At 56.8% G+C, this 25,908-nt stretch carries 21 protein-coding genes; 1 reads left to right on the top strand and 20 read right to left on the bottom strand.

The annotated features are described in order from the left end of the window. The 16 genes from B3Y70_RS17235 to leuC form a co-directional block, all read right to left on the bottom strand. On the bottom strand, positions 1-1,983 hold a 1,983-nt coding region (locus tag B3Y70_RS17235; RefSeq protein WP_288590193.1), incomplete at its 3' end, for a DNA translocase FtsK. A gap of 22 nt (positions 1,984-2,005) precedes the next feature. Beyond that, positions 2,006-3,229, bottom strand: a complete 1,224-nt coding sequence (locus tag B3Y70_RS17230; protein ID WP_113880123.1) for an O-succinylhomoserine sulfhydrylase — start codon at positions 3,227-3,229, stop codon at positions 2,006-2,008. Between the two features lie 27 nt (positions 3,230-3,256). Further along, on the bottom strand, positions 3,257-4,780 hold the full coding sequence (gene purF / locus B3Y70_RS17225; protein WP_113880124.1) for an amidophosphoribosyltransferase: 1,524 nt from the start codon (positions 4,778-4,780) through the stop codon (positions 3,257-3,259). 34 nt (positions 4,781-4,814) lie between these two features. Further along, positions 4,815-5,384, bottom strand: a complete 570-nt coding sequence (locus B3Y70_RS17220) for a CvpA family protein (protein ID WP_014421384.1) — start codon at positions 5,382-5,384, stop codon at positions 4,815-4,817. A gap of 93 nt (positions 5,385-5,477) precedes the next feature. After that, the gene (locus B3Y70_RS17215; protein ID WP_228223562.1) at positions 5,478-6,149 is read right to left on the bottom strand and encodes an SPOR domain-containing protein; all 672 of its coding nucleotides are present in this window, start codon (positions 6,147-6,149) and stop codon (positions 5,478-5,480) included. Positions 6,150-6,241: 92 nt separating this feature from the next. Further along, positions 6,242-7,564 carry a bifunctional tetrahydrofolate synthase/dihydrofolate synthase gene (gene folC / locus B3Y70_RS17210; RefSeq protein ID WP_288590190.1) on the bottom strand — a complete coding sequence of 441 codons (1,323 nt, stop codon included), beginning with the start codon at positions 7,562-7,564 and terminating at the stop codon, positions 6,242-6,244. After that, the gene (accD, locus tag B3Y70_RS17205) at positions 7,545-8,474 is read right to left on the bottom strand and encodes an acetyl-CoA carboxylase, carboxyltransferase subunit beta (RefSeq protein WP_273029992.1); all 930 of its coding nucleotides are present in this window, start codon (positions 8,472-8,474) and stop codon (positions 7,545-7,547) included. The genes folC and accD overlap by 20 nt, the downstream gene beginning before the upstream one ends. A 38-nt stretch (positions 8,475-8,512) precedes the next feature. Then, the gene (trpA, locus tag B3Y70_RS17200) at positions 8,513-9,325 is read right to left on the bottom strand and encodes a tryptophan synthase subunit alpha (protein ID WP_014421380.1); all 813 of its coding nucleotides are present in this window, start codon (positions 9,323-9,325) and stop codon (positions 8,513-8,515) included. A 17-nt stretch (positions 9,326-9,342) separates the two neighbouring features. Beyond that, positions 9,343-10,551 (bottom strand): tryptophan synthase subunit beta, encoded by a 1,209-nt coding sequence (trpB, locus tag B3Y70_RS17195; protein WP_197536003.1) that lies wholly within the window; start codon positions 10,549-10,551, stop codon positions 9,343-9,345. Continuing rightward, positions 10,544-11,173 carry a phosphoribosylanthranilate isomerase gene (locus tag B3Y70_RS17190; protein ID WP_023010109.1) on the bottom strand — a complete coding sequence of 210 codons (630 nt, stop codon included), beginning with the start codon at positions 11,171-11,173 and terminating at the stop codon, positions 10,544-10,546. Before B3Y70_RS17190 ends, trpB begins: the two co-directional genes overlap by 8 nt. After that, on the bottom strand, positions 11,170-12,078 hold the full coding sequence (truA, locus tag B3Y70_RS17185; RefSeq protein ID WP_023010108.1) for a tRNA pseudouridine(38-40) synthase TruA: 909 nt from the start codon (positions 12,076-12,078) through the stop codon (positions 11,170-11,172). The genes B3Y70_RS17190 and truA overlap by 4 nt, the downstream gene beginning before the upstream one ends. An 84-nt stretch (positions 12,079-12,162) precedes the next feature. Continuing rightward, positions 12,163-15,336, bottom strand: a complete 3,174-nt coding sequence (locus B3Y70_RS17180) for a FimV/HubP family polar landmark protein (RefSeq protein WP_023010107.1) — start codon at positions 15,334-15,336, stop codon at positions 12,163-12,165. A 313-nt stretch (positions 15,337-15,649) separates the two neighbouring features. Then, positions 15,650-16,765 carry an aspartate-semialdehyde dehydrogenase gene (asd, locus tag B3Y70_RS17175; protein WP_031210539.1) on the bottom strand — a complete coding sequence of 372 codons (1,116 nt, stop codon included), beginning with the start codon at positions 16,763-16,765 and terminating at the stop codon, positions 15,650-15,652. Positions 16,766-16,891: 126 nt separating this feature from the next. Then, a complete protein-coding gene (leuB, locus tag B3Y70_RS17170; protein WP_141066939.1) occupies positions 16,892-17,965 on the bottom strand; it encodes a 3-isopropylmalate dehydrogenase in 1,074 nt (357 codons plus the stop codon). 18 nt (positions 17,966-17,983) lie between these two features. Further along, positions 17,984-18,631 carry a 3-isopropylmalate dehydratase small subunit gene (gene leuD / locus B3Y70_RS17165; RefSeq protein WP_286894741.1) on the bottom strand — a complete coding sequence of 216 codons (648 nt, stop codon included), beginning with the start codon at positions 18,629-18,631 and terminating at the stop codon, positions 17,984-17,986. Positions 18,632-18,648: 17 nt separating this feature from the next. Continuing rightward, positions 18,649-20,067, bottom strand: coding sequence for a 3-isopropylmalate dehydratase large subunit (gene leuC, locus B3Y70_RS17160; RefSeq protein ID WP_023010102.1), 1,419 nt, complete (start codon positions 20,065-20,067; stop codon positions 18,649-18,651). A gap of 464 nt (positions 20,068-20,531) precedes the next feature. Here leuC and B3Y70_RS17155 point away from each other — a divergent pair, with 464 nt between their 5' ends. Next, positions 20,532-21,419, top strand: coding sequence for a LysR family transcriptional regulator (locus tag B3Y70_RS17155; RefSeq protein WP_286894745.1), 888 nt, complete (start codon positions 20,532-20,534; stop codon positions 21,417-21,419). On the opposite strand, the gene B3Y70_RS17150 is transcribed toward B3Y70_RS17155, so the two are convergent. The 4 genes from B3Y70_RS17150 to B3Y70_RS17135 form a co-directional block, all read right to left on the bottom strand. Continuing rightward, positions 21,413-22,567 (bottom strand): MFS transporter, encoded by a 1,155-nt coding sequence (locus tag B3Y70_RS17150; protein WP_273030051.1) that lies wholly within the window; start codon positions 22,565-22,567, stop codon positions 21,413-21,415. The genes B3Y70_RS17155 and B3Y70_RS17150 overlap by 7 nt on opposite strands. An 18-nt stretch (positions 22,568-22,585) precedes the next feature. Further along, a complete protein-coding gene (aroC, locus tag B3Y70_RS17145; RefSeq protein ID WP_113880133.1) occupies positions 22,586-23,680 on the bottom strand; it encodes a chorismate synthase in 1,095 nt (364 codons plus the stop codon). A gap of 37 nt (positions 23,681-23,717) precedes the next feature. Further along, entirely contained in the window at positions 23,718-24,623 is a 906-nt protein-coding gene (gene prmB / locus B3Y70_RS17140) for a 50S ribosomal protein L3 N(5)-glutamine methyltransferase (RefSeq protein ID WP_113880134.1), read from the bottom strand. A 75-nt stretch (positions 24,624-24,698) separates the two neighbouring features. Further along, positions 24,699-25,907 carry a patatin-like phospholipase family protein gene (locus B3Y70_RS17135; protein WP_114434037.1) on the bottom strand — a complete coding sequence of 403 codons (1,209 nt, stop codon included), beginning with the start codon at positions 25,905-25,907 and terminating at the stop codon, positions 24,699-24,701. Position 25,908: the final 1 nt, after the last annotated feature.

Genomic DNA, 25,908 nt, shown 5'->3' with positions numbered 1-25,908 from the left:
CTTGCCGACAATCATCATCATGTCAGCAAATTCGTCGATCACCACCACAATGAAAGGCAGGGTATCCAGCTCGGGGCGTTCCTGCTCATCATTTGCAAGGTATTCATCCGGCTTCCAGAGTGGATCCAGCAGCGGCTCTCCCTCCGCCCGGGCATCTTTCACCTTTTTGTTGTAGCCGGCGATATTGCGCACCCCCAGGCTGGCCATCAGCCGGTAGCGGCGCTCCATCTCGGCCACACACCAACGCAGGGCATTGGCGGCCTCTTTCATGTCTGTAACCACTGGTGCCAACAGGTGTGGGATGCCGTCGTAGATGCTCAGTTCAAGCATCTTCGGGTCCACCATGATGAATCGGACTTCGTCCGGTGTGGCCTTCAGCAACATACTCAACAGCATGGCATTCACGCCCACCGACTTACCGGAACCGGTGGTGCCGGCGACCAGCAGGTGGGGCATTTTGGCCAGGTTGGCAACCATGGGGTTGCCTCCAATATCATTTCCCAGAGCCAACGTCAGTGGAGAGGAAGATTCGGTGAACACTTTGGCACCCAGCACTTCGCTCAGGCGTACAATTTCACGCTCCTCGTTGGGAATCTCGATGCCGACCACGGATTTGCCCGGAATCACCTCGACCACCCGCACGCTGAGCACGGCCAGGGATCGCGCCAGGTCTTTGGCCAGGTTGGAGATCTTGCTGACCTTGACCCCGGGCGCCGGCTTGATCTCGAAACGGGTAATCACGGGGCCCGGATTAACCTCGACCACTTCAACCGATACCCCGAAATCACTGAGCTTCTCTTCGAGCAAACGGGACATGTGCTCCAGAGACTCTTCCGAATAGCCTCTTTCTTTGTGCTCCTCGGGAGGATCCAGCAATGAAATCGGCGGAATCGGGCTTTCAATGTCTTCCAGCAGAGAGCCCTGGCGGTCATCACCCTTTTTCGGCGCTCCGCCCTGCTCTTCTTTCTTGAACGGTGAAATCTTCAGGGAACGGGCCTTGGCCTTTTCAGCCGGGGGAGGCGATGGCTCTGACTTTACATCCCGAGAGCTGAAACTCTCCAGATGCTCTGGTTCCGCTATGGATGCAGGCAGCCCTTCGATAGCCGGTTCTTTCCGCTCGCGCTGGGGCTCCCGAGCCCTGGTATCCTCTGCGGGTTTTGCACGACGACCAAATATCCGCTGCCACCAGCTCTGCTGGCCTGACTTTCGGTCTTTTTTACCCTTCTCGCGAGCCCGGACTTTGTCACGCACAACCGGGGGTTCCGGTTCGGGCTTTGGTGCTTCCGCCCTGGCTGCTGGAGTTTCCTGGCCGGTGTTTTTTTCAGCCTTCTTTCCTGCCCCGGCGAATAGAGCTTTGGCCGCCAGGCCAAACTTCAGGGTCAAGCCTCCCACCTGGTCCATCAACCGGAACCAGGACAAGCCGATCGTCACCGTCAGGGCAAAGAGAAAAATGGCAATCAGCAGCAGCGTGGTCGCCGGAAGATTAAAAAACCGCACCATGGCCTCAGACACCGCAGTGCCCAAAACGCCACCTGAGGAGGCGCCCAGGCCAAAAACGGAGTAGAGAGAAAGCAGACTGGTCGCAGACAGCAGAATAAGAACAAAGCCACCAAAGCGAACCATGAACAGTGGCCAGTGCATATCGAGCGGTTGGTGCCGACGGCGAATCAGCATGATGGCGTAACCGGCAACCATCACCGGAAACAGCCAGGACACATGGCCAAAGAAATCCATGAACAGGCTCGCCAGCCAGGCACCGGTGCGACCTGCGTAATTCTGCACACGGATATCGTGGCCAATGCTGGCCCAGCCAGGGTCAGCCGCATTGAAGGTAAACAGGGCCATGGCGAGATAGATGCACAGCACAATCAACGCAATGACCGCGCCTTCCCTGGCCCCCTGAGCCATCAGGCGACGAAATCGCTTCTGCTTGTCGGTCAGTTCTGTGGCTACTGCTTTCTTCGCTTTCGCGGATTCCGCCATGAATGCTCAAACCGTCCGGTTGTTAATCTTTCAACGCCTGGAAACCTCTGTCCAGATCGGTTTTCAGATCCTTGATGGATTCGATACCGACTGACAGGCGAATCAGGTTCTCGGTAATGCCTGCCCTCGCCTTGTCCTCGGGAGAGAGGCGTCCATGAGTGGTTGTCGCCGGATGAGTGATGGTGGTTTTCACATCCCCCAGATTGGCGGTGATGGAAATCATCCGGGTCGCGTCAATAAACTTCCACGCCTGTTCCCGGCCACCCCTTACCAGGAAGGAGAGCACGCCACCAAAGCCGTCCTGCTGTTTTTTCGCCAGCTCGTGCTGCGGATGGCTCCGCAAGCCTGCATAGTAAACTTTCTCCACACAGTCCTGCTGTTCCAGCCACAACGCCAACTCTAACGCATTGTCACAATGGGCGCGCATACGAATCGGTAAGGTTTCCAGGCCCTTCTGGAACACCCAGGCATTGAACGGACTCATCGTCGGGCCGGCGGAACGGAGGAAACCATAAATCTCGTCCAGGTATCTCGCCGGCCCAACCACCACGCCACCGACACAACGGCCCTGGCCGTCGAGATACTTGGTGGCTGAATGAATAACGATGTCGGCGCCCTGCTCCAGTGGCCGCTGCAGCACGGGTGTGCAGAAGCAGTTGTCGACCACCAGCAAAGCATCGTTTTCACGGGCGATGGCCGACAAGGCCGCAAGATCCGCCACTTCACACAACGGATTGGACGGGGTTTCCAAAAACAGCATCCGGGTGGCGGGGCGAACCTCAGCCTTCCACTCATCGGTGTTCGTCAGGCTCACAAAGCTGGTTTCCACGCCAAACCGGGCCATGTACTTCTGAAACAGTACGTTGGTCGTCCCAAACACACCTCGGGAACAGATCACATGGTCGCCGGACTTCAGCAGAGACATGCAGGTGCTGAGAATGGCAGCCATACCTGAAGCAGTCGCAACACCACGCTCTCCCCCCTCCATGGCAGCAATTCTGGCTTCAAATGCCTGAACCGTCGGGTTGGTAAACCGGGAGTAGATATTACCGGGCTCTTCACCGCCAAAACGGGCAGCCGCCTGGGCCGCGCTACCATAGACGAAGCTGGAGGTCGGGAAGATTGCATCGCTGTGTTCGAGCTGCCCGGTACGAATCTGCCCTGCCCGCACGGCCAGGGTATCGACCGACATGCCTTCCAGGTCCGATTCGGGAATCCAAACGTGTTCTTCTCGGCCGAACGTCATGACAGTCTCCTGGCGTAATTGCGGGTGTCAGTCTTCATCATTGTGCAGGTCAATAATGGCGTTGTCGTCATTCGCGACCTGACTGGTTGAGCGCTTCTCATCCTTGCGAAGATCTTCCAGCCTGGTCAGGTAAGCTTCATCCACGTCGCCGGTAATGTAATCCCCGGTGAACACCGAGCATTCCCAACCGTCGATGTCTTCATTGACATCGTTGACACAGGAAATCAGGTCTTCCAGATCCTGATACACCAACCAGTCAGCTCCGATCAGATCACGTACTTCTTCTACAGTGCGGTCGTGGGCAATCAGCTCGCTGGCCGAGGGCATGTCGATGCCGTACACATTGGGATAGCGCACGGGGGGAGCCGCTGACGCAAAATAGACATTGCGCGCTCCGGCATCACGAGCCATTTGAACAATTTCCTTACAGGTAGTGCCCCGTACGATGGAATCGTCTACCAGCATGACGTTCTTGCCACGGAATTCCAGGTCAATCGGGTTGAGCTTCTGGCGTACCGATTTCTTACGCATTTTCTGGCCGGGCATGATAAAGGTACGGCCAATGTATCGATTCTTGATAAAGCCTTCGCGGTACTTCACGCCCAACTGATGGGCCATTTGCATGGCGGACGTACGACTGGTGTCCGGAATGGGAATGACCACGTCGATATCGTGGTCGGGTCGCTCGCGCAGGACCTTGTCTGCCAGCACCTCGCCCATCCGGAGCCGGGCCTTGTAACAGGAAACGCCGTCCATGATCGAGTCCGGACGGGCAAAATAGACATGCTCGAAAATACACGGATAGAGTTTGGGTGATTCGGCGCACTGTTCTGAATACAGGGTGCCATCGGTTTCAATATAGACGGCCTCGCCCGGAGCAATGTCACGAACGATGCTGAAACCGGCAGCATTAAGGGCGACGCTTTCCGACGCGATCATGTATTCATTCTGGCCCTCTTCATTTTCCCGGACACCGTAGCAGGCGGGCCTGATACCGTTCGGGTCCCGGAAACCGACGATGCCATAACCGGTGATCATGGCGATAACAGCATAGGCACCTTTGCAACGCTTGTGCACTGCGCGCACAGCGGAAAAGATCTCGTCCTTGGTGGGGTTCAGCTTACCCAGTTTCTGCAGTTCGTGGGCGAACACGTTCAGCAGAACTTCAGAATCCGAGTTGGTGTTGATATGGCGCAGATCGGTTCGGAACAGATCGCTGCTCAGCTCATCGGCATTGGTCAGGTTCCCGTTGTGCGCCAGGGTAATGCCGTAGGGACTGTTCACATAGAAAGGCTGGGCCTCCGCTGAACTTGAGCTACCCGCCGTGGGATAACGCACATGCCCGATGCCCACGTTACCCACCAACCGGCGCATATGGCGAGTATGGAAAACATCCCGCACCAGTCCATTGTCTTTACGTAAAAAGAATCGGTTGTCCTGGAAGGTAACAATACCCGCCGCATCCTGGCCACGGTGCTGAAGAACAGTCAGTGCATCATAAAGAAGCTGATTGACGTTGGAAGTACTGACGATACCGACAATGCCGCACATGGCTGGATATATCTCCGAGTGTTAAAACTGAATGTTAACGGGATGCAGACGCGGGTTCCACGCCTTCAGGTTCTGCGGACGCCTCCGGGGCTGTCTGAGCGCCCTGCTCCGGACCGAGGAAGCGGGCAAATTCGTCGCCGAGCGTGCGCCTGGACCAATCCTCAACTACCGCAAGGCGTTCAATCATGACCGACGTTCTCCACCAGGTATCCTCGGCCAGCGGCGTGTAGCGCGTGAAGGCAATGGCGACAATCACAACCACAACCCCTCTGAGAAGACCAAACCCCATGCCGAGTACCCTGTCCGTTGCTGACAGGCCGGTCGCACGCACCAGGTGGCCGATCATATTGTTGATGATCGCGCCAACGATCAGGGTGCCAAAGAAAAGGATGGCAAACGCTGCAATCAACCGCACCAGCGGTGTTTCCACCGTGGACTCCAGAAGAGATTGCATCTGGGGGTGAAACGTCCGGGCGATGATAAATGCACCAACCCAGGTAACCAGCGACAGCGCTTCACGGACGAAGCCCCGCTTCAGACTGATAAGCGTGGAGACGGCAATGAGGGCAATGATGACCCAGTCTATCCAGATCAGCGCTTCCATGGAAAACCCGGTGGAGAAAACGAAAGGCGGATTCTAACAGGAAACCGGGTGACACCAAACTGCCGAAGCCAGATTAAATCCGGCAACGGCCAGTTATTTGTCGCCGGTGGTGACCAGGCTGTTCAAGCCGAAGGCTTTATCAAGGGCCGCCTTGGCTTTCTGGGCATCGTCTTTGTTGACGAACGGGCCGCTGAATACCCGGGTCAGGGTGCTATCGCCGCGATCAACCTGTTGCAGGTGGGCGCCGTACCCCATGTCGAGAACCTTGTCCCGCAAACGCCGGGCGTTGTCCTGGTTACCAAAACTGCCAAGCTGCACCACCCACGCACCTTCAAGTGAACCGGTAAACTCGGCCTTATCGCCAGGTTCTGCAGCGCCTGTGGAGGCAGCATCTTGTTTTTCGGCTGGCGCCGCAGGCTCCGGCTCAGCAGAGGATTCTGCCGGTACTGGTTCCACCTGTTGGGAATTTGGCTCCGGGGCGGGCTCCTCCTCGGCAACAGCGTTTTCCTCGATGATCCGGAAACCGGCCGCCGGCTCGTCGTTAACGGGCGGCGCGGAACTCCTGGGTGCCTCTGCGCCGACGGTCTCGTTATCCGGATACTGAGATTCAGGCATCTCAACTTCGGGGAACGGAGGTTCCTCGGGAATGGTGATGGGGGTTGACTGTCTTTGGGAATGGGGCTCGTCAAAAATCATCGGCACGAAAATAACCGCGAGTGAAACCAGCACCAGTGCGCCAATGATCCGCTGCTTCAGTCCATCCACCTGAGAGGGCTCCCGTTAACAACCTGTTTGATCACGATACTAACCGGCCACTCGCCAGAACTCAAAGCTTCCCAGGAACCTATGGACAAACTTTAAGACGCTTCCGAAGCCGGCAGAAGCTCTTCCCTGGCCAGAGCAACCGTGAAGAACGAACCGAACACCACGACCCGATCACCGGACACTGCCTCGCCCATGGCCGCTGCGAGAGCCTCAGACACAGAATCAAAAACGCCGGGCGTTCTCTGAAATGGCACGCTTGCGATACGCTTCATCAGGCTGTCGGAATCAAGCCCTCTGGCAACATTCAGGCCCGCCAGGTACCACTGATCAACGACGGACGACATGGCACCGACCACACCCTCCACGTCCTTGTCTCCCAACGCGCCGTACACAGCCAGGATACGCCCGTGGCCATCACCATCACATCGAAGGCTACGGAGGTTGTCAGCGAGCCAGGCAGCAGCATGGGGGTTGTGACCAACGTCTATAATGACATCCGGATCGTGATGAATGGTTTCAAACCGGCCTGGAACCCGCACGCTATGTATCGCATGCTGAAGGCTTTCCAGTGAAAGCTCCGGTACGAGTTGCCGGGAGAGCACCGCCGCAGCCGCCACACTCTGGACAGGCAAGGGGCTGGCTGGCAACTCTATCTTCTCGTCGCCAATAGTGAGCAAAACCTGTCCGGGAGCACCGGGCGCAAGCGTATAATCACGGCCGGTGAGCTTCAGCGCCACCTTCTGCGCCGCGGCCTGTTGAAGGACCGAGGATGGAGGATTTGGATCCGCACAAACGGCGGGTATACCCGGTCTGAGGATCCCCGCTTTTTCAAAACCAATGACTTCCCGGTTATCCCCCAGAAAACCAATATGATCGATATCTACTGACGTGATCACCGCGTAGTCCGGGTCCAGCACGTTGACTGCATCCAGGCGACCTCCCAACCCGACTTCCAGCACCCAATTCTCAACGCCGGCGTCTGCAAATGCGACAAAAGCGGCCAGCGTTCCGAATTCAAAATAGGTCAGAGTCACCCCGCGGCGAGCCGCCTCCACCCGCTCGAAGGCGGTCACCAGGGTCGCATCGGAAATCTCCTGGCCACCAATCCGAACCCGCTCGTTATAGCGGAACAGATGGGGGGACATATAAGCCCCGGTGCTCCTGCCGGCTGCCAGCAAAATCGACTCAAGTGCCGTAACCGTGGTGCCTTTGCCATTGGTCCCTGCCACGGTAATGATGCGAGCCTGAGGCTTGCGCGGGAACAACCGCCGCAGAACCACCAGTACCCGGTCCAGGCCGAGATCTATTTCTGTGGGATGAATGGCTTCGAGCCAGTGCAGCCATTCTTGAACAGACGCCCCGAGGGCCGGAGGCCCAACGGGGGCTGAGGAGGATTCAGTGCCCTTCTGGTTCATCAACGTCCGGCTTTTCAGTAACTTCAAATTCGATGGGGGCTTCGGTGCCGGGCTTTTCCTGGGCAGTAAACTTGGCCAACAGATGGGCGATGCGCTCACGCATCTGATGACGATGCAGAATCATATCAATGGCACCATGTTCCAGCAGAAATTCGCTGCGCTGGAAACCTTCCGGCAGTTTCTCGCGCACGGTTTGCTCGATAACCCGTGGGCCCGCGAAACCGATCAGAGCGTAAGGTTCAGCAATATTGAGGTCACCCAGCATAGCGAGGCTGGCCGATACACCACCAAAGACCGGATCGGTCATCACTGAAATGTATGGTATGCCTTCCTGCTTGAGCTTCTCCAACACCGCCGCGGTCTTGGCCATCTGCATCAATGACAGGATGGCTTCCTGCATGCGGGCACCGCCACTGGCGGAAAAGCAGACCAGCGGAATCCGGTGCTCAAGAGCCACATTCGCTGCCTGGACAAACTTCTCGCCAACCACCTGACCCATCGAACCGCCCAGGAAGTTGAACTCGAACGCGCAGGCAACCAAAGGGACACCCATGGTTGTACCACGCATGGTAATCAGCGCATCTTTTTCGCCGGTCGCTTTCTGCGCCGCCGCGAGTCGGTCCTTGTAGCGCTTGCTGTCTTTGAACTTCAGCCGATCTGACGGTTCGAGGTGAGCTGCCAGCTCCTCACGCCCGTCTTTGTCCAGAAAGATATCCAGTCGACGACGTGCAGACACCCGCAGATGGTGATTACACTTGGGGCAAACGTCCAGGTTCTTCTCGAGCTCCGGCTTGTACAGGAAGGCACCGCATTTGGGGCATTTCTTCCATAACCCTTCCGGCACTCCGGTACGTTGCCGTGATTCCGAGCGAATCTTGCTCGGCATGATTTTGTCCAGCCAGTTACTCATGCTCTCGTCCTGTCCTTTGATGCCTGGATAATGCCCGCTCAGTGAGCGAGGCTGTCCAGCGCTTCGCGCATCGGGTGCAGCAGATCCGTCAGTGCGTTACGCAAAGCGTCAGGATCTGTCTGATGTCGGGCTATTGTATCGACCAGAACACTGCCAACAATTACACCATCGGATACTCTGCCTACTGCAGCGGCAGTTTCCGCATCCCTGATACCAAAGCCCACACCCACCGGTAACGCCGTGAGCTCGTGCACGTGGGCCACTTTCTTCGCGACTTCATCAACATCAATGGTTGCGGACCCGGTCACGCCCTTGATAGAAACATAGTACACATAGCCGGATGAGTGCTCACTGATCGCCTTGATCCGGTCATCCGTGGTTGTCGGCGCCAAAAGGAAAACCGGATCCAGATGGCGGTCGGCAAACAGCGGTGCTACCTGATCAGCCTCTTCGGGAGGCAGGTCAACCGTCAGAACGCCATCGACACCTGCGTCCGCTGCCGCATCTGCAAACGCTTCATAGCCCATGGCCTCCATCGGGTTCAGATAACCCATCAGCACCACCGGGGTATCCGGATCGGTCTTGCGGAACTCCTTGACCATCGCCATCACCTGACGCAGCGACGTACCGTGCTTGAGCGCCCTTTCACAGGCCAGCTGAATCACCGGACCATCAGCCATCGGGTCCGAGAACGGCACGCCCAGCTCGATAATATCAGCACCGGCAGAGACCAGGGTATGCATCAGGCTGACCGTCTGATCCGGATGTGGATCGCCCGCTGTAATATAGGGAATCAGCGCCTTGCGGCCCTGCTCTTTCAATGCTTTCAATACGCCTTCAATTCGGCTCATGCCTGCTCCTGATACCTTCAGATCTCAATGCCATCAAGCTGGGCAATGGTGTGAATATCCTTGTCGCCGCGACCGGAGATGTTGATCACCAGCATTTGGTCCTTGTCCATGGTTGCGGCCAGCTTCACGCCATAAGCCACGGCGTGCGCGGTTTCCAGCGCCGGCATAATCCCTTCCACGCGTGTCAGTTTACGGAAGCCATCCAGGGCCTCGTCATCAGTCACTGACACATAATTGGCTCGACCAATGTCTTTCAACCAGGCATGTTCGGGCCCCACTCCGGGATAGTCCAGACCAGCACTAACGGAATGTGTTCCGGCGATCTGGCCATTCTCATCTTCCATCAGGTAGGTCCGGTTACCATGCAGCACTCCGGGGCGACCGGCACAAAGCGGCGCCGCATGTTGTCCGGTTTCAATCCCCAGACCACCGGCTTCAACACCATAAAGCTCCACGGACTCATCCGCCAGGAACGGATAGAACATACCAATGGCGTTAGAACCGCCACCGACGCAGGCCACCAGTGCGTCCGGCAGTTTACCCACTTTTTCCATGGCCTGTTTACGGATTTCTCGCCCAATCACCGACTGGAAATCACGCACCAGTAAAGGATAGGGATGCGGCCCTGCCACAGTGCCGATGATGTAGAAAGTATCATCCACATTCGCGACCCAGTCGCGCATGGCATCATTCATGGCATCCTTAAGGGTTTTCGTACCGCTCTGAACGGCATGGACGGTCGCGCCCAGCAGTTTCATGCGGTACACGTTCAGGGACTGACGCTTGACGTCTTCTGCCCCCATGAATACGTGACATTCAAGGCCCAGACGGGCACAAACCGTGGCGGTGGCTACACCATGTTGACCGGCGCCAGTTTCTGCAATGATGCGCTTCTTGCCCAGAAAACTGGCCAGCAGGGCCTGGCCAATGGTGTTATTCACCTTATGGGCACCGGTGTGGTTGAGGTCTTCGCGCTTGAGCCAGATTTGTGCGCCACCGGCTTCCCGAGTCAGGCGCTCTGCGAAATACAGCGGGCTGGGACGGCCAACATAATCGGCGAGGTCATTATCAAAAGTCGCCTGGAATTCCGGATCCTCCTTCAACCGAAGGTACTCCTTTTCCAGGGTCATCAGAGAATCCATCAGGGTTTCTGAAACAAACCGTCCACCAAAGGCACCGAAGTGACCTCTCGCATCAGGAAGCGCCTTCAACATTTCTTCAGTCAGTTTTACAGACACGGTGAACCTCTTTGAAAAATTGAGACAATTTGGTGGCGTCTTTCTTACCCTTGCTCTCTTCCACCCCACCGCTGACGTCAACAGCCCAGGGGCGTACCTGCTCAATCGCGCGGGCTACGTTATCAGATGACAACCCACCGGCCAATATCAGGGGCAAGGGCCTGCTTTCAGGAATCAGTGACCAGTTGAACGACTGGCCGGTACCGCCATAGCGGTTTGGATCCCAGGCGTCCACCAACAAACCGGAAGCCTGATGATAATCGGCAAACGCCTGTTCGATCTGTCCGGGCTCACGCACCCTGACGGCCTTGATCCAGCGCCGGCCAAAAGACTGGCAGAACTCCGGACTCTCATCGCCATGGAACTGCAGGAGATCCAGTGGCACAGCATCCAGAACGGCTTCGACATAATCCCGCTCAGGATTCACGAACAGTCCAGTAACCGCCACGAACGCAGGAACCTTGGCGGCCAGGATTCGGGCCTGCTCCAGATCGACCGCTCTAGGGCTCGGCGCATAAAACACCAGACCTATGGCATCGGCGCCACAGGCTACCGCGGCTTCCACATCCTGCGGGCGCGTCAGGCCACATATTTTTACGCGGGCTGTCATGCAGGAGCCTTTCCCTGTTTCGGGTGTATGTGAGTTGGTGTGATCGGCGCGTTGCTGGCCGGGTCAAACCAGGGAGTAACGAACGCCGGTCCACACAATGCCTTGGGAATCCCGAAGGACTCAGGATAACCGACATCCACCAGGTAGAGCCCGTAAGGAGGGGCGGTCACACCGGCAAGTTTGCGATCACGGCGTTCCAGAATATCACCAATCCAGCCTTCAGGCTGCTGACCATTACCAACCGCCATCAAGGCACCGGCAATATTGCGTACCATATGATGAAGAAAGGCGTTGGCCTGCACATCTATTACGACAAACTCTCCGCATCGGGTTACCGAAATCTGCTCCAGAAACCGAACCGGAGTCCGGGACTGGCAACCGGCAGCGCGAAATGAGGAGAAGTCATGCTCGCCGACCAGTGCCTGGGCTGCACGATGCATTCTTTCGGCATCCAACGGACGAAAGGTCCAGGACACCTGTCCACGCTGGATCCCCGGGCGCACCGGATGATTGTAGATCACATACCGGTAACGTCGGTAAATCGCGGAAAACCTGGCGTGAAAATCGCCCTGACCGTTCCCTGCCCAGTGCACAGAAATGTCATCAGGTAATGCCGTGTTCATTCCCATGACCCAGGAACGAAGGTTTCGAACCGATGGCGTGTCAAAATGGGCTACCTGAAAACTGGCATGCACGCCGGCGTCGGTGCGGCCTGCACACACCAGGTCGACCGGATGGTCGGCAACGCGGGCCGCGGCCCGGGAAAGTTCTGCCTCCACCGAACGCACGCCACTCTTCTGCAATTGCCAGCCATGAAAGGCCTGACCGTCGTACTCAAAGATGATGGCAACCCGTCCATTACCAATGGCGTTATCTGTGGTGAGAGGCTGAGGCGTGAGGAACAAGTGCTGACCCGATTGCTGTCCACTGAAAAAGCAAAACGCCGGCTCAATGGCCGGCGCTTGCCGCGGTTAGTTGATTATAACGAATCAGGAGAGATTTTTAAGAAGCTCTTGTGCTTCTGCCTTCTGTTCTTCGTTACCCTCAAGAGCAACTTCCTCCAGAATATCCCTGGCACCGTCGCTGTCACCCATTTCGATGTAGGCCCGTGCCAGATCAAGTTTGGTGGCGGCTTCATCGGTACCGGCGAGGAAATCAAAGTCATCCTCGTCGTCCAGAGCGCTCTCATCAATATCCAACCCGCTATCACTGCGAGTGGAGCCTTCATCGAGTGAGTCTGACGCCACAGGCACTACTTCGTCCTCCAGCTCTTCAGGAGCCGGTTCGGCCTCAGCAACCTCTTCTGTCTGCTCCGCCAGCTCTTCCGGATTCTGCTGGTCAACGCCCGGCTCATCAGCCTCGGATTCGCTGAGCGCATCTTCCAGCCCAAGCTCATCTTCCAGGGATGGTTCGTCTTCCTGAGGACCTGCAGGCTCTCCGTTATCAGAGAACTCTTCCATCAGCGCCAGATCTTCATCAGACACATCCAGCTCCAGGTCATCCAGATCAGATTCGCCGAGCTCCAGTTCAGAGGGGTCTTCATCCTCGCCGGCAACCTTATCCAGCTCCGCATCAAGCTCGTCCAGGAAGGACTCGTCAAGCGAATCAGACTCCAGGTCCAGATCCGATACCTCGGTGTCCTCCGGCTTAACTGGCTCTTCTTCCGTCGACTCAAGGTCGTCATCAAGATCGAAGCCCAGCTCAAGATCGTCTTCCTGATCCGAACCGGTACCAGACAGATCCGCCTCAACCGGCGCCGCTTCATCGGCTTCGAAGGAGGGCCCATCTGAACCGGCGAGTGCGTCGTCTTCAAAGGCCGACTCGAAATCCAGACTGAAGTCCTCTTCTTTGGATTCGGAAGTCCCGGCTGCCTCATCCAGACCGGAATCCAGATCAAGTGAAGCGTAATCCGTTTCGGTGGCGGACTCGTCTTCAGACTCCGGTTCTTCACCAATGCCGGACAGATCGTACTCAATCATGTCATCCCGGCCATCGGATTCTTTGCTGACATCGGATTCCAGCTCACCGAACTCGTTTTCATCAGCGGGCTCTGAAGTGGCTTCAAATTCGTCAGCTTTCAGCTCGTCAGAGATATCCCAGTCATCCGAAGCCTGCTCGGTGGCCGGCTCTTGCTCTGGCTGACTGCCGAACGAATCCGAGCGCAGTTGGGATTCAAGGTCGTCGATGCTGGGCATCGCTTCAGCTTCAGCAAGGCGCTCCCGGAGGGATTCAGCTTCCTGGATAGCTGCCTCATCATCCAGCGCTTCAACTTCACGGTACTGCTTTTCAAACGCGTCGCGGTCCTGATTGTCCGCATACACAGACAACAGCTTCAGGCGCAGATCAGTACGGCTGGGCTCACGTGAAATGGCGTTCTCGAGCACCTGGGCTGCCTGATCGTGACGACCGTAAGCAACATAGGTTTCTGCTTCGGCAATGGCATCACCGGCTTCCGCTTCTGCCTCATCCTCATCTTCGAGACTGAGGTCGAACGAATCACCGCCTTCACCTTCATCACTGTTCAACTGGTCGTAGAACTCTTTCTCTCGATTGGCGTTGCGTCGTGCCACGAGCAGCAACAAGAGAAGCAGAAGGATCAGACCACCACCAAGTGCAATCTGATACATCGGGTTGTTCAGGATGCCGTCAATAATATTACCCGGAAACGCCTTCTCAGGGGCCGTTACTGGCTGCTGCGGCTTTGGCTGCTGGGCCTGGGGGACGGCCGCTGGGTCAGGTTCAGATGATGATTCCTGCTCGGTAACGGCAGGCTGCTCTGCCACCACCTCATCCGCAGCGCCCGCGTCGACATCACCACCAAACGGCTCTTCACCTGCAATATCGGCTTCGTCCGGAGCCATGGCGCTATCTTCTTCCGCCATCGCTGTGTCGGCCGATTCACCATCAGCGGCTTCATCAACCTGGCCGTCTGCTACCGGTTCTTCTCCGGTGCCGGCACCCAGATCACCTTCTACAGGTGCTGTCGCCGGGTCAGCGTCAGACTCGGTCACGCCAGTGTCGGTCGGGGCCGGAGACTCTTCTTCCGACACCATACCCTGCATATCCGCAAGCTGGCTGTTCTTCAGTTCCAGCAACCGCTGCAGGGTCTCAACCTGGTCCTGTAGATCCTGGACACGGGTATTGAGTTCGTCATTTTCGCGTTTTGCGGCCTCCAGCTCTTCCATCGCAACTGCGGAACCGGCATCAACACCGCCCGGCAGATCGCCGTCACCACCGGCAGAACCACCGTCTTCGGTAGACCGGGATTCCGATTCATCGGCAACCAGCAGGCGCAACTCATCACCCGCTGCCGCCTGAGTAGCACCCTGTCCTGCCGCAGCCTGGGCGGTATCCGTTGCATCAACGGTTCTCGGAGACTGGAATTCCTGGTTCTGCTGTGCAACTACCCGATTGGCTTCAGCGCGGCTACGGCTCCGAATCTGATCGAGGGAAGGAATCCGCAACACCTCACCACGCTTCAGGCGGTTAATATTCCCACCAATGAACGCGTTAGGATTCTGATCCTGAATCGCGAGCATAACCTGCTGCATGGAAACCGAACCATCCGGACGTACCTGCTGGGCAATGGTCCAGAGTGTGTCGGAGGGCCCTGTCGGACCAAACGTATCTGCCTGATAGCCCCGCGACATGGAGCCTTCTGCTGCCGCCTGACGGCGAACAGATTCCTGGCTGCGCGCCGGCTGCTGTCGGGTGGCTGTCGTGGCCGGAGCACTGACTTGCTCCTCAATACCAGATTCCTCGGCGTAGACCGGAGGATCGACCAGCACGGCATATTCCCGCATCAGGCGACCATTGGGCCAGGTCAGCTCGAGCAGAAAATTCAGATACGGCTCGCGTACTGGCGCCCGGGAGGAAACATTGATGGCCAGGTTGCCATCCGTCCCGGTAACCACTTCAAACCTTAATTGACTCAGAAACTGGTGGCGGTCCAGGCCGACGCGCTCATAGGCGGCCTCCGGTGCCACATTGACGAACACTTCACCGGGATCAACACCGCGACTCTGATTCAGTGATATTTCTGCATCCAGTGGCTCATTCAGCCAGGACTGGAGCTCAATTTCTCCAAGTCCAAGCGCCTGAGCCATTCCAGAGCCGAGCCCTCCCGCCAGCGCCAGGGCAACCGCAAGCTTGCGTACCTTCATGCTTATTCCTTTCCAGTCTCCGTTATTCTTTACTGCCGTATCTCAACAGAATCGGACGAGGTTGGATGACTTTCGCCTTGTTATTTCTCGTTTTTATATCGCAATTATACCGTTCGGTTTGGCAAGTATTGTTGATAAAACCCGTTTTATCAATCAATCAGCTGCAATCCTTGCACCGTTTTTTTATCTATCGGGCGGAACTCCTTAGCGCCCTTGAAAATAACAGGGGCGGACGCTGAAATCAGCCTCCGCCCCTGACCGGCTTGCAAAAAACCGGACACAGTTGGCATTAATTACCGCTGTGTAACACTTTTTAACGTTCCTGAAGGATTCGCAGCATCCGACGCAGCGGTTCTGCGGCACCCCACAGCAACTGGTCACCCACCGTGAAAGCGGAAATATACTCCGGCCCCATGGACAACTTGCGAATACGACCAATCGGAATACTCAACGTGCCGGTCACTTTCGCCGGAGTGAGCTCCTGCATGGTGGCATCGCGATCGTTGGGAATGACTTTCACCCAGTCGTTTGCCTTGGCCAGAATGCCTTCGATTTCGGAAACCGACAGATCTTTCTTCAGCTTGATGGTCAGAGCCTGACTGTGAGAGCGCATGGCGCCAATCCGCACGCAGATACCATCAATAGGAATCGGGTTGTCACTACGACCCAGAATCTTGTTGGTCTCGACGCCCGCTTTCCACTCTTCCTTGCTCATGCCGTTATCGAGCTGCTTGTCGATGAACGGAATCAGACTACCTGCCAACGGCACACCGAAATGCTCGGTGGGGAAATCGCCAGAACGCATGGTGTCGGTTACCTTGCGATCGATTTCGAGGATGGCGGAAGACGGATCAGCCAGCTCAGATTTGACGCTCTCATTCAGCGTACCCATCTGGTTCAACAGTTCCCGCATATTCTGGGCACCAGAGCCGGAAGCGGCCTGGTACGTCATCGGAGACACCCACTCGATCAGATCCTGCTCCAGCAGGCCACCCAGGGCCAGCATCATCAGGCTGACGGTGCAGTTACCGCCGATATAGTCCTTTACGCCCTTGTCCAGAGCCGCGTCGATCACATTACGGTTAACCGGATCCAGCACGATCACAGAGTGATCGACCATACGCAGGGTGGATGCCGCATCAATCCAGTAACCGTCCCAGCCTGCATCACGCAGCTTCTGGTAAACCTCAGTGGTGTAATCGCCGCCCTGACAGGTAACGATCACATCCATCCCCTTGAGGATGTCGATATCGAACGCATCCTGCAGTGGAGGAACACCATCTTTGCCTACGTCCGGAGCCGGCTTCCCTGCCTGGGAAGTGGTAAAAAACACCGGATCAATGTCGGCAAAATCATTTTCTTCGCGCATGCGCTGCATGAGGACCGAGCCCACCATGCCACGCCAACCTACAAGTCCAACTCGCTTCATGTGCGACCTTTGAACCTCGTTTTATGCCCACCCTCTACCGTTATCGCTGGCAGGGACAGGATGGATGATCCCGCAACGGCTGCATCCTGCCGTTGTCGGGTCTCGATCAAGCAAACCAGTGGTGCTTTAAAGCGCGTTCAGAACCGCCTCACCCATGTCGCGGGTGGATACCTTCTGACCGCCTTCCGACATAATGTCGGCGGTACGCAGCCCCTGGTCCAGTACCTTGCTGACCGCCGCCTCGATGGCCTGGGCAGCTTTTTCCTCATTCAGGCTGTAACGCAACATCATTGCAGCACTGAGGATGGTAGCCAGCGGGTTGGCAATGCCCTGCCCGGCAATATCCGGCGCCGAGCCGTGACACGGCTCATACATACCCTGCTTGTCGGAATTCAGTGACGCTGAGGGAAGCATGCCGATAGAACCGGTGAGCATTGCCGCTTCGTCAGAAAGAATATCACCAAACATGTTGCCAGTCACAATCACGTCGAATTGCTTGGGCGCACGGACCAACTGCATGGCCGCGTTATCCACGTACATATGGGAAAGCTCCACGTCCGGGTACTCGCGCTTCAGGTCTTCCATGATTTCCCGCCACAGCACGGTTACTTCCAGCACGTTGGCCTTGTCAACCGAGCACAATTTCTTGCCCCGCTGCTGGGCCGCCTCGAAGGCAACCCGGCCAATACGCCTAATCTCGGACTCGGTGTACTGGTAGGTGTTGTAGCCCTGGCGCTCACCGCTTTCCAGTTCACGCACACCACGAGGCTGACCAAAATAGATACCACCGGTCAGCTCGCGCACGATCAGAATGTCCAGCCCTGAAACCACTTCCGGCTTCAGGGACGAGGCAGACGCCAGCTGAGGATACAGAATGGCCGGACGCAGGTTGGCAAACAGCTCAAGATTGGAACGCAGACCCAGCAGCCCCTTCTCCGGGCGCTTCGCCATCGGCAGGCTGTCCCACTTTGGGCCACCTACGGCCCCCAGCAGGATCGCGTCAGCCTTACGGGCCTTCTCCAGGGTTTCTTCAGGCAGCGGTGTGTCTGTTTCATCAATCGCCGCACCACCAACGAGAGCAGACTCAAAACCAAGACCCAGACCGAACTGGTCATTCACCTTATGCAGAACCTTCTCCGCTTCTGCCACAATCTCCGGACCAATGCCGTCGCCCGGCAGGAGCAATACATTACGGGACATAATCCAATTCCTTGTTAATCAGTTTCCAGTATTAAACAACCAGGGAGCGGTCTTGCGCCGAGATTCTTCATAAGCGCGAATGGTATCCGCATCTTCCAGGGTCACGCCAATGTCGTCCAGACCGTTCAGCAGGCAATGACGACGGAAATCGTCCACCTCAAAACTGAACGACTCGCCACCGGGCGTCGTCACCGTTTTCGATTCGAGATCGACCGTCAGCTGATAGCCTTCATTCTCTTCGGTTTCCCGGAACAGCTTATCAACCACTTTTTCATCTAAAACAATGGGTAAAAGTCCATTCTTAAAGCAGTTGTTGTAGAAAATATCAGCAAAACTCGGAGCAATAATCACCCGGAAACCGAAATCATCCAGCGCCCATGGCGCGTGCTCACGACTCGAACCACAGCCAAAATTGGTCCGCGCCAGCAACACGCTGCCGTTTTTGTAGCGATCCTGGTTCAGCACAAAGTCCGGATTCAGGGGGCGGTTGGAGCAATCCTGATCCGGCTTGCCTTCATCCAGATAACGCAGCTCATCGAACAGGTTCGGGCCAAAGCCGGTGCGCTTGATGGACTTCAAAAACTGCTTGGGAATGATCATGTCCGTGTCCACATTGGAACGGTCCATGGGGGCAACAATGCCCTGGTGTTGCGTAAATGCTCGCATGGTCTCTCTCCTGTGGCTCAGTTCATCAATTCACGGACATCAACGAAGTGGCCAGTCACCGCTGCCGCGGCGGCCATCGCCGGACTCACCAGGTGGGTACGGCCACCAAAGCCCTGACGACCTTCGAAGTTCCGGTTGGAGGTAGACGCACAATGCTCGCCCTGCCCCAGCTTGTCGGCGTTCATGGCCAGACACATGGAACAACCCGGGTCACGCCACTCCAGACCCGCCTCGATAAAGACCTTGTCGAGACCTTCCTGCTCCGCCTGGGCTTTGACCAGACCGGAACCCGGAACCACCATCGCCTGCTTGAGGCTCGCAGCCACCTTGCGGCCCTTAACCACCGCCGCAGCTTCCCGCAGATCCTCAATCCGGCTATTGGTGCAGGAACCGATAAACACGCGATCCAGCTTGATATCGGTAATCTTCTGATTCGGTTGAAGCCCCATGTACTTCAACGCGCGGACGATTCCCTCGCGCTTAATGAGATCCTCTTCCTTCGCAGGATCCGGCACCGCGCCCTCTACACCAACCACCATCTCCGGCGACGTACCCCAGCTCACCTGAGGCTGAATGGCGGAACCATCAAGCTCAACCACTTTGTCGAACACCGCATCATCGTCGCTGTGGAGCGTGCGCCAGTATTCAACCGCCTTGTCCCAGGTCTCGCCCCTGGGCGAAAACGGACGACCTTTGACATACTCGATGGTGGTGTCATCCACTGCCACCATACCCACCCGGGCACCGGCTTCGATGGACATATTACAAATGGTCATCCGGCCTTCCATGCTCAAATCACGGATCGCCTCGCCACCAAACTCAATGGCATAGCCGGTACCACCAGCGGTGCCGATCTTGCCGATGATCGCCAGAACCACATCCTTGCCGGTCACACCCGCGCCCAGCTTGCCGTTCACCTTTACCAGCATGTTCTTCATCTTCTTCTGGACCAGGCACTGGGTCGCCAGAACATGCTCCACTTCAGACGTGCCGATACCATGAGCCAGACAGCCAAAAGCGCCGTGAGTAGAAGTATGAGAATCACCGCAGACAATGCTCATGCCCGGCAACGTCGCACCCTGCTCCGGCCCAATCACGTGCACGATGCCCTGGCGCTGATCCTTGATCTTGAACTCGAGAATCCCGAATTCGTCACAGTTCTTGTCCAGCGTCTCCACCTGAGTGCGGGACACCGGATCCACAATGCCGTCGATACCTTTGTCACGATCCGTGGTCGGAACGTTATGATCCGGAGTGGCAATATTGGCATCAATCCGCCAAGGCTTGCGGCCAGCCAGACGAAGGCCCTCAAAGGCCTGAGGTGATGTCACTTCGTGCAACAATTGACGATCAATGTAAATCAACGCGGAACCATCGTCCCGCTGCTTGACCAAATGGTCGTCCCACAATTTGTCGTATAAGGTCTTGCCCGCCATGATTCTCTCTCACTCTCTGGGGGTTTCTGTTTCTGCTTCGAATGATGACATCATACCCCTGCGCCACGAATAACCTCAATTCATGTTTTTTATGCTTTGCATTCCAAACAGGAATCAACAATAGTAGAGCCATACTTCGGCGCAGGTCACGAACGGGCGGGTAAGGCTTTTCAAAACACGCCTACAAGCACATCCCTGTGGGCTCGTTTCGGGCCGTCCTTGGCCCTCAACGGTTTTGAAAAGCCTTACCCGCCCGTTCGCTCCCCCAACATGAGTCGGGAAGTCCTGAAACCTGCACCCAAGTATGAGGAGCAGATTCAGGAACCCCCTCCCAAAAATGTCGGAGGCCATGGATGGCCGGAGAGAAGCGCACACGGACGTGCTTGTAGCGGTTTTTGGGAGGGGGTTCCTGAATCTGATCCCTGCACCAACGTGGAATCCACCCATCAATTGGAGCAGCAACTATGGACGCAAACTCCCTGAAAGCATTCCTGACAATCGTCGACCAGGGTTCCTTCTCAGAAGCCGCTGAAACCCTGCACCTGACACAGCCAGCCATCAGCAAACGCCTGGCCGCCCTGGAAACCCAACTGGACACCCGACTGATCGACCGCAGTAACCGGGAAATCCGCCTGACCGAAGCCGGCACAAGACTCCTCCCCCATGCCCGCAAAATCCTCGACGAAATCCACAACGCCCGCATGGCCCTCACCACCAGCGCCGACAGCATCGGAGGCGAACTCCACGCCATCGCCAGCCACCACATCGGCCTGCACCACCTGCCCAACTGGCTGCGCCGCTACCGCCGGGAATACCCTCAAGTGGATCTGCATCTGCAATTCATGGAGTCCGATGCCGCCTACGACCAGATGAATAAACGCAATGCTGAGCTGGCCTTTGTGACCCTCAGCGACAGCATGAATCCGGAGTTCTCCATCCTCGCCCAGTGGCCAGACCCAATGGCCTTCGTGGTTGGGAAAGAACACCCTCTCGCAGCACTGGCGAGTCCTGCACTTTCTGACCTCGCGCCACACCCGGCGTTGCTACCGGACACCAGTACCGCCACCTACCGGGTGGTCAGTCGTCTGTTCCTGGAAGCCAACCTCACCCTGAAACCCCTCATGCCAACCAACTATCTGGAAACCATCAAAATGATGGTAAGCGTTGGCCTTGGGTGGAGCATTTTGCCGGTTAGCATGCTCGATAACAGCCTGAAAGTGCTTGAAGTGCCCCACCCTGTTACCCGGGTTCTGGGTGCCGTGGCGCTCTCCCGCCGACAACTGGGTAGTGCCGCGCAGGCATTGCTGCAGATAGTAGAAGAGGAAGAAACGCGACCAGAGTCCAGTCAATGATCGTGCTGGAGCTGAGGTGGCGGCTGCAAACCCCGCCAGGTTACGATAATCGCAAGGGCCATCGCGGCGGCACCACCCCAGAACGCCGCGGAGGTACTGAAACCATCCACCAGGAAACCGGATAACCATGCACCGAGCGCCCCGCCGGCGCCAAAGGTCAGGCCACTGTAAAGAGCCTGACCCTGGCCATGATGGTGCTTACCGAAGAAGCCCTGAATGTATTGGACGGATACTGCATGCAATGCGCCGTAAGAAGCCGCATGCAGCAGTTGGGCAAAGATCAGCACCGGCAATACCGACGTAAGCTCGGCAATCAGGCCCCAGCGGATCATCGTCAGCACCAGCGCCCCCAGCACCACCTGCCGTACACTAAAACGCCGGGATAGCCTGTGCATAATCAGAAACAGGCCGATCTCCGCGATGACTCCGAGTGACCACAGTAACCCGATGGCCAGTTTGCCGTATCCATGTTGTTCCAGGTGGATACTGAAGAAGGTGTAGTAGGCACCATGTGATACCTGAAGCAGAAAATTCATCGCGAAAAAAGCGATCACAGCCGGATGGGTGACAATTGCTTTGAGGCTTCCGACAGGTGCAGATTGCTGCTTGCGCTCGCCACGCTCGGAAGGCACCAGAAATGCCGAGACGGCAATCCCTGCAAATACGGGCAATAACAGCCACGGCAAGTACTGAATCTCCACCAGCTCCAGTAGCCCGCCGACCAGAGCCACTGCGCCGATAAATCCTACAGAGCCCCAAAGACGAACCTTGCCGTACTTGTCCCGATGCTTGCCGAGTACCCGCAGGGTAATGACTTCATACAGCGGCAAAATGGCGTTCCAGAAAAAGGTGAACACCAGCATGACCAGCAACAGACCGTAGAATCCGGGTTCCAGAAACACGCCGGCGAAAAACAGCGAGCCGAAAATAGCACCAAATCGTACCAGGCGGACCCGCTGGCCGGTCCGGTCACCGATGTAACCCCAAACGCTGGGTGCGACGATCTTGGTTAGCTGGATGGTCGCCATCAATGTGGCGATCTGGAGATAGGAGTAGCCCTGCCCCTCAAGATAGAGGGACCAATAGGGCAAAAGCCCTCCAAGGAGGGCGAAAAACCAGAAATAGAGGTTCGACAGCCGCCAGTAGATGGTAGCGCCTCCCCTGAATCAGAGCTGGCCGAGGACCGGCGTGGTGACTTCTACATCGCCGTTCTGACCGCGATGACGCAGGTAATGGTCCATCAGGACGATCGCCATCATGGCTTCGGCGATGGGCGTCGCGCGGATACCGACACAGGGGTCGTGCCGACCAGTGGTGATCACCTCTACCTGGTTGCCGTCTACATCAATGCCCTTGCCGGGCAACCGCAAGCTTGATGTTGGCTTAAGGGCAATACTGGCAACAATCGGCTGGCCGGAGGAAATGCCGCCCAAAACACCACCGGCATTGTTGGAAAGGAAGCCTTCTGGCGTCATCTCATCCCGGTGCTCTGTCCCTTTCTGCTCGATGCAATCAAAACCGGCACCAATCTCCACACCCTTGACCGCGTTGATGCTCATCAGGGCGTGAGCAAGATCGGCATCCAGACGATCAAAAATCGGCTCACCAAGACCTGGAGGGACCCCCTCCGCAACCACATTGATGCGGGCGCCAATCGAATCCCCTTCTTTACGCAAAGCATCCATGTAGGCTTCCATCTCGGAGACCTTGTCTGCATCCGGACAAAAGAACGGATTCTGGTGAACCTGCTCCCAATCCAGCTTGTCTGCCTTGATCGGCCCTAACTGGGAAAGATAACCCCGCACTTTGATCCCGAGGCGCTGCTCAAGAAACTTCCGGGCGACGGCGCCGGCAGCAACCCGCATGGCGGTTTCCCTGGCGGAAGAGCGACCACCCCCACGATAATCCCGGGCACCGTACTTGTGGTGATAGGTGTAGTCTGCGTGAGCAGGACGGAACTGGGCAGCAATCTTGGAATAGTCCTTGGAACGCTGGTCGGTGTTTTCGATAATCAGACCAATCGGTGTGCCCGTGGTTTTGCCCTCAAACACACCAGACAGAATCCGAACCTCGTCCGCTTCACGACGCTGGGTCGTATGCCGGGAGGTACCGGGTTTGCGGCGATCCAGATCTCGCTGCATATCTTCTTCCGACAGCTCCAGGCCCGGAGGGCAACCGTCGATAATGCAGCCCAGGGCCGCGCCGTGACTCTCACCAAAGGTGGTGACGGTGAACAGCTTTCCGAATGTATTTCCCGACATAATTCAGCACTTTATACAGGTTTTGTAATTTGAAATCTTAGCTTCTTCGGGCCTGCCATTCACGCAGATCCCGGGCAGTGACCAGGAATACCCCATCACCACCGTTCTCGAATTCCAGCCAGGTTAACGGCAAATCCGGATAGGCATCATCCATGGCACCCCAGGAATTGCCAACCTCCACAATCAGGAGTCCGTCGTCGGTAAGGTAATCGGCAGCCTGGGCAACAATGCGGTGCGCAATGTCCAGCCCGTCGTCTCCGGCGGCCAGACCCAATTCGGGCTCATGGTGATACTCGGCCGGCATGTCTGCCAGATCTTCCGCATCGACATAAGGCGGATTACTGACGATCACGTCGTAGCGGCCTTCAATATTGTCGAAAACATCCGACTGAATCGCGCGCACGCGGCTCTCCAGTCCATGAAGTTCAATATTGGACTCTGCTACGGCTAGGGCATCCGCGGAAATATCAGACAGATCCACTTCCGCCTCATCAAAAACGGTCGCCGCGCCAATACCGATACAGCCGCTGCCGGTACACAAATCCAGAATTCGTTGAACCTGCGTTGAGCCCAACCAGGGCTGGAGGCCGTTCTCCAGCAGTTCGCCGATTGGTGAACGGGGGACCAGAACGCGCTCATCAACGTTGAACGGCATTCCCATAAACCAGGCTTCACCAAGCAGGTAAGCAATCGGAATACGCTCGTTGACCCGACGCTCCACCCGCTCGAGAATCAGTTCCCGCTCTGAACGTGTCAGTCGCGCATCCAGGAACAGATTGTTATTTTCCAGCGGCAGATGCAGGCTGCGCAATACCAGCTGAACGGCCTCATCCCAGACGTTATCAGTGCCATGGCCAAAGTAGATTGGCGAAGCCGCAAAACGGGAAACTGTGAACCGGAGCAGGTCACGGATGGAGTGCAGGTCGTCAACGGGACTGGTCAAAACTTAGCTTCCTGATCTGGCTAATGGTGCGCGGCATTATACGCGCATTGCGGCGCGGGCTGCAGCTCTTGTGGCTCAGAGAGCCAGTGGGCCGGAGCTGCTGCGGCTTTGTTCAAACCGGTCCAGAGCGGCCAACATCCGCTCCCGGCCCAGTTGTATCAGCTCCGGGGCCTTGTGATAGTCGTAGCTTCTGCAGGCATTCTTGGGAATGTTAACCAACAGATCCGGTGGGTAGCCGGCAATCTTGTACTGCACTAACGCGCTTTGCATGGTCTCGATGGTCAGGTTCATTACGTCGAATTTGCCAATGCCCAGCTTGTCCCAGTCAATGGTCTCGTGCTCGTCACGATGCCTGGACCGCCCCGATTCGTCTTCACGCTTTTTCTCGGGTGCTGTTTTCTTTGCCATTTCCCGGCTTATTTTCTGTTCCGGCGACTCGCCCCTTTCCGGTTTTCGGGAACCCAGCGTTTTCAGGGTATCCCAATCAAACCAGCGGGACGCCTTTTCGCGAATGGCATCGACCCATTCCTCCATATCGCTACTGGTTTCTTCCGGAGCAAACGCAGCGTCTGGAATGCGCCTTTGTTGATCATCCTCACCGCTCAGGTTAACGGCCATCACCAGATCTGCATGGGCTGAGATGGTGGGAATAATAGGCAATGGATTGAGCAGTGCGCCATCCACCAGTACCCGGCCGTTGAGCACCAGAGGCGTCACCACGCTGGGTATGGCAATGGAGGCGCGGATAGCCTGGTCCAGCGGGCCTTCCTGAAACCAGATTTCCTTGTGGGCCAGAAGATCTGTTGCTACGGCGGTGTAAGCAATGGGCAGATCCTCAATACGCGTATCGCCCAGAATATCCCGCACCACCGAAAAGACTTTCTCTCCACGAATAGCGCCGACGGAAGTGAAGGTCACATCCAGCAACCGCAAGACATCAAACTGGCCGAGCCCGGTCACCCAGTCCTTGTAGTCTTTCATCTTGCCGGCACCGTACATGCCACCGATCAGGGCGCCCATGGAGCAGCCGGAGATGGCAACAATCTCGTACCCCCGCTCCTGCAGGACTTCAATCGCGCCAATATGGGCGTACCCACGCGCCCCACCGCTCCCAAGGGTCAGCGCAACGGTTTTGCCCTTGCCCGGCAACGGCTCCATGCGTTCGGTGCTGGCCGGCGCTGATGCCGGAGAAATGCCAGAACTGCTCACCACCGACGTGACGCCGTCCTGTGCGGCTGCCGTGCTTCCGGAAGTTTCCTTTTCCGGGCTGTCCTTATCTGCCATT

The organism is Marinobacter sp. UBA5687, from assembly GCF_002420325.1.
GTDB lineage: Bacteria > Pseudomonadota > Gammaproteobacteria > Pseudomonadales > Oleiphilaceae > Marinobacter > Marinobacter nauticus.
Note: the sequence above shows the minus strand (reverse complement) of the source record. Positions and strands in the feature narration are given on the sequence as shown.

Excerpts from the sequence above, each read along its gene's own strand:
- B3Y70_RS17230 (WP_113880123.1), bottom strand. The coding sequence starts at position 3,229 with ATGACGTTCGGCCGAGAAGAACACGTTTGGATTCCCGAATCGGACCTG.
- purF (WP_113880124.1), bottom strand. The coding sequence starts at position 4,780 with ATGTGCGGCATTGTCGGTATCGTCAGTACTTCCAACGTCAATCAGCTT.
- B3Y70_RS17220 (WP_014421384.1), bottom strand. The coding sequence starts at position 5,384 with ATGGAAGCGCTGATCTGGATAGACTGGGTCATCATTGCCCTCATTGCC.
- folC (WP_288590190.1), bottom strand. The coding sequence starts at position 7,564 with ATGAACCAGAAGGGCACTGAATCCTCCTCAGCCCCCGTTGGGCCTCCG.
- accD (WP_273029992.1), bottom strand. The coding sequence starts at position 8,474 with ATGAGTAACTGGCTGGACAAAATCATGCCGAGCAAGATTCGCTCGGAA.
- trpA (WP_014421380.1), bottom strand. The coding sequence starts at position 9,325 with ATGAGCCGAATTGAAGGCGTATTGAAAGCATTGAAAGAGCAGGGCCGC.
- B3Y70_RS17190 (WP_023010109.1), bottom strand. The coding sequence starts at position 11,173 with ATGACAGCCCGCGTAAAAATATGTGGCCTGACGCGCCCGCAGGATGTG.
- B3Y70_RS17180 (WP_023010107.1), bottom strand. The coding sequence starts at position 15,336 with ATGAAGGTACGCAAGCTTGCGGTTGCCCTGGCGCTGGCGGGAGGGCTC.
- asd (WP_031210539.1), bottom strand. The coding sequence starts at position 16,765 with ATGAAGCGAGTTGGACTTGTAGGTTGGCGTGGCATGGTGGGCTCGGTC.
- leuB (WP_141066939.1), bottom strand. The coding sequence starts at position 17,965 with ATGTCCCGTAATGTATTGCTCCTGCCGGGCGACGGCATTGGTCCGGAG.
- leuD (WP_286894741.1), bottom strand. The coding sequence starts at position 18,631 with ATGCGAGCATTTACGCAACACCAGGGCATTGTTGCCCCCATGGACCGT.
- leuC (WP_023010102.1), bottom strand. The coding sequence starts at position 20,067 with ATGGCGGGCAAGACCTTATACGACAAATTGTGGGACGACCATTTGGTC.
- B3Y70_RS17155 (WP_286894745.1), top strand. The coding sequence starts at position 20,532 with ATGGACGCAAACTCCCTGAAAGCATTCCTGACAATCGTCGACCAGGGT.
- aroC (WP_113880133.1), bottom strand. The coding sequence starts at position 23,680 with ATGTCGGGAAATACATTCGGAAAGCTGTTCACCGTCACCACCTTTGGT.
- B3Y70_RS17135 (WP_114434037.1), bottom strand. The coding sequence starts at position 25,907 with ATGGCAGATAAGGACAGCCCGGAAAAGGAAACTTCCGGAAGCACGGCA.